The 3,794-nt window shown below is 75.1% G+C and carries 3 protein-coding genes; all 3 read left to right on the top strand.

Annotated elements, in window-relative coordinates:
* Positions 1–159 precede the first annotated feature (159 nt).
* The 3 genes from D476_RS0128725 (at position 160) to D476_RS0128715 (ending at position 3,035) form a co-directional block, all read left to right on the top strand.
* A complete protein-coding gene (locus D476_RS0128725; protein WP_083939683.1) occupies positions 160–822 on the top strand; it encodes a DUF6758 family protein in 663 nt (220 codons plus the stop codon).
* Positions 823–840: 18 nt separating this feature from the next.
* Positions 841–1,734, top strand: coding sequence for a PHP domain-containing protein (locus tag D476_RS0128720; RefSeq protein ID WP_017627335.1), 894 nt, complete (start codon positions 841–843; stop codon positions 1,732–1,734).
* A 140-nt stretch (positions 1,735–1,874) separates the two neighbouring features.
* Positions 1,875–3,035 (top strand): MBL fold metallo-hydrolase, encoded by a 1,161-nt coding sequence (locus D476_RS0128715; RefSeq protein ID WP_017627334.1) that lies wholly within the window; start codon positions 1,875–1,877, stop codon positions 3,033–3,035.
* Positions 3,036–3,794 lie beyond the last annotated feature (759 nt).

Here is a 3,794-nt window from a genome sequence, read left to right as displayed (position 1 = left end):
CCCCCCCCCCGCCGCCGGGCCCCTACCCGGGCGGGAACGGTGCCGGGCCCTACCGGGAGCCGCCGCCCGCGGGCGGACCGGCCGCCCCCTGACCCCGGCCCGCCCACCTGCACGTGCGGAGTTTCCGCGCAGGTCGGCGGGGTATCCATCGGGGTGACCATGTTGCGAGAACCCTCGTGTCCCCGCTGCGGGCGCCGCGTCCGGCCCCCGGGCCTGTGGACGAGCGCCTGGCAGTGCGCCGCACACGGCCCGGTGGCGCCGCTGCAGCCGCCCCGCGAACCGGGCGAGACCTCATTGGACCTCGTGCTGGACGCCGCCCAGGTGCCGGTGTGGCTGCCGTGGCCGCTGCCGGTGGGCTGGGTGGTCACCGGCTTCGCGCACGCTGGTGACGAGCGCAGCGGCGCGCTCGGCATCGCGGTCGCCCTCTCCGGGCCCGCGCCGCTCGGCGGCGTGGGAGAGATGGCGTTCGTCGCCGAGGACCCCGGCGTCGGCCTGGGGGCGCGGCTGGCCGGGCTGATCGGCCCCGACCCCGGTGCCGGGTTCGACAAGGGCCCGCCGGAGCTGCGGGTGCGCCACGGCGGCCACGACATCCCGATGTGGAGCGTGGACACCGGCGGGGCGCGCACCGCCGTCTACGCGGGCGAGGCGTACGCGAGCTGGCTGTGGCTGGTGTTGAGCCCCGCCGACACCGGGGTCCTGACCTGCGAACTGTCCGGCCTGCGGGACCTGCGCGACCGGGTGGACGGGGCGACCCTGCCGCCGCCGTTCGGGGCGCCGTCGCCGTTCCTGGAGGCCGCGCTGCGGCCGGTGGACGACGAGTAGGTCCCTAGAATCGGTCCGGTGACGCGCACTCGTATCGACCTGCACACGCACAGCGCGGTCTCCGACGGGACCGACGCCCCCGCCGACGTCGTCGGCCACGCGCGCGCGGCGGGGGTGAACGTGCTCGCGCTCACCGACCACGACACCGTCGCGGGCATCCCCGAGGCCGCGAAGGCGCTTCCCCCCGGCTTCACCCTGATCCCCGGCATGGAGCTGTCCTGCGCCCACCAGGGGGCCAGCGTGCACCTGGCCGCCTACCTCTTCGACGCCGACGCCCCGGAGCTGGCCGGGGAGCTGCGCCGGATCCGCGACGACCGGGTGATGCGGGCGCGCGAGATGGTGCGGCTGCTGGGGGAGGCCGGGCTCGCCGTCACCTGGGATCGGGTGTGCGAGATCGCCTTCGGGGGCGCCGGAGACGCCGGGGCGCGGGAGGCGGGCGTGGTCGTGGGGCGCCCGCACATCGCCCGAGCCATCGTCGAGGCCGGGGGCGCCGCCGACGTCCAGGACGCCTTCGACCGGTGGATCGGCTCCGGCGGGCCCGCCTACGTGGCCCGCTACGCCCTCGACCCGGTGCGCGCCGTGGAGGCGGTGCGCGCGGCCGGAGGGGTGTGCTCGCTGGCGCACCCGGCCCGGTCGGAGGGCATGCTGACCGGGGCGGTCCCCGAGGACCTGGTGGAGCGGATGGCGCGCGCCGGGCTGGGCGCGGTCGAGGCGGACCACCCGAACCACGAGGAGGCCGAGGCGGAGCACTGGCGGGGTGTGGCCCGCGACCTGGGGCTGGCGGTGACCGGGTCCAGCGACGACCACGGGGAGCTGACCGGCCGCCGGATCGGGGCGCGCACGACGGCGCCGGAGGAGTTCGAGCGCCTGACGGCGCCCGCCACCGGCGCCGCGCCGATCACCCGGGGGTGACCAGCGCCGCTTATGGAAGGCTTAGCGGCCGGATGCCAGGCTGACCGGTCGCGTGCGCGGGGTACCGGCGCACCCGCCGGGGCCGCCACAATGGTCCCGCACGTATCGGAAGTTCGGACGCGAATCGAAGGGTCGGCACCGTGTTCTGGAAGCGGAAGGGCAAGAAGAAGGGGACCGGCGAGGCCGAGGAGGCCTCCGCGGTGGCGATCGACGAGTCCGCGGACGAGAAGGAGGCCTCCGACGAGGAGGCCGGGTCCGACGTGAAGACCGCGGACAAGGCGGATCAGGCGGACGAGGACGGCGCCCAGGGCGGCGAGGACGGCGAGGCCGCCGGGGAGAAGCCCGCCGGGAAGTCCGCCGAGGAGCCCACCGACACCGAGGACTCCGAGGGCTCCGAGGAGAAGGAGCCGGAGAAGAAGGCCGCGGCCGACGAGGACGACTCCGGCGAGCAGGCCGGGAAGAGGTCCGAGTCCGGGAAGGACACGGACGGCGACTCCGAGGACGGCGACCCCTCCTCCGAATCCGAGGCCGGGGCGGGGTCCGAGGCCGCCGGCGCGGACGGTGAAGAGGCCGAGGACGATGAGGACGAGTCCGAGTCCGAGGACGAATCCGACGATGAGCCCGTCGCCAAGAAGAGGCGGGAGATCGAGCCCGAGGAGCCGGGCATCGACGAGCCCGACGACGACGGCGTCCAGCGCGTGCGCACCGCCGGGACGCTGGAGGTCGACGGCGAGGAGTACAAGGTCGTCAACAACACCTGGGTGGTGAAGGCCGACGACGAAGGGGTCATCGTCATCGACCCCGCCCACGACGCCGAGGCGGTCATGGAGGCCGTCGGCGACCGCGAGGTGTACCTGGTGGCCTGCACCAACGGCTACAACACGCACATCGGCGCGGCGGTGAAGGTGGCCGAGCGCGACGAGGCCCCCATCGCGCTGCACCGCCGGGAGCTGCGCCCGTGGCGCAAGGTGCACGGCGCCGAGCACCCGCCGGAGATCGAGATCGAGGCGGGGGGCTCGTTCAGCGCGGGCGACCTGGAGATCGACGTGCTGGGCCTGCCCGGGACCTCGTCGGGCAGCGTCGGCTACTACATCTCCCAGATCGGCGCCGTCTTCAGCGGCGACACGCTGCTCGCGGGCGAGCTGGGCACGGTGGGCGAGGGCTACATCGACTACACCCGGCAGCTGCACTCGGTGGGCGAGGTGCTGCTGTCCCTGCCGCCGGACACCCGCGTCCTGCCCGACCGCGGCCCGGAGACCACGGTCGAGGAGGAGTCGGGCAACTTCGACTCCTGGGTCTAGCCCCCGCGTCGGCTCCGGCCCCGGCCCCGAGCAAGGGCCGGGGCCGACGCGCGTCCGAGGAGAGGTGCCGCAGCGCTGTCGGCCGCGTGGCGTATGCGTGGTCGCCGTGACCGGCGGCGACGGGGGGAGAGGGGGCGGTTCCCTGGTCCTGTCGGCCGGGCGGCGGGTTCCCCGCAGTCCGGGTCGGCTGCGCGGCCGGGTGGGCGGTGGTCGTGCGCGGTCGNTGGCGGCCGCCGGGCCGGTGCGCCCGCCGGATGCCGGGTCTACCGGGCACAGGAGGGCCGGTTCGGTGATCCGGTGTGGAGAAAAGTGCACACTGGATGCGCCAGAGTGGTCGAAACAGCACACTCGTTGCCTCCGCAAGGCGGGAAGTGGACATATCGGGTGCACGTGGGGGCCGGTGATCCTGCGTTTCGGAATCGACACCCGTTCGGCCTCAAAGCGTCGATTTCACGACGCTGGATGGCTCCAGGGCGTCCGAGGTGCCCGGAAGGCTGCCGCTCCGGAGCCCTCGCGGGCGTCGCGGGGCGCGCATCCCGGTCCCGCCTGCACCTAACAGGGAGTGTTCACCCAGGTCACCGCCCTACCGGCGTCCGCCGTGTGGACCCGGCGGCTGCCCCCGGCGACGAAGACCCGCGGACCCCGCCCACCGCCCCGCTTCCGCCGTCGCCGCCCATCACGGTGACCACGTACGCGCCTGGCGCCCGACAGCGCTGCCGGATGGAGTGCGGCCCTACGTCGTCGCCGCCCTCCACCCTG

The organism is Nocardiopsis chromatogenes YIM 90109, assembly GCF_000341185.1.
Taxonomy (GTDB): domain Bacteria; phylum Actinomycetota; class Actinomycetes; order Streptosporangiales; family Streptosporangiaceae; genus Nocardiopsis_A; species Nocardiopsis_A chromatogenes.
This window is presented reverse-complemented; position numbering and strand designations above follow the sequence as displayed.

Excerpts from the sequence above, each read along its gene's own strand:
- D476_RS0128725 (WP_083939683.1), top strand. The coding sequence starts at position 160 with ATGTTGCGAGAACCCTCGTGTCCCCGCTGCGGGCGCCGCGTCCGGCCC.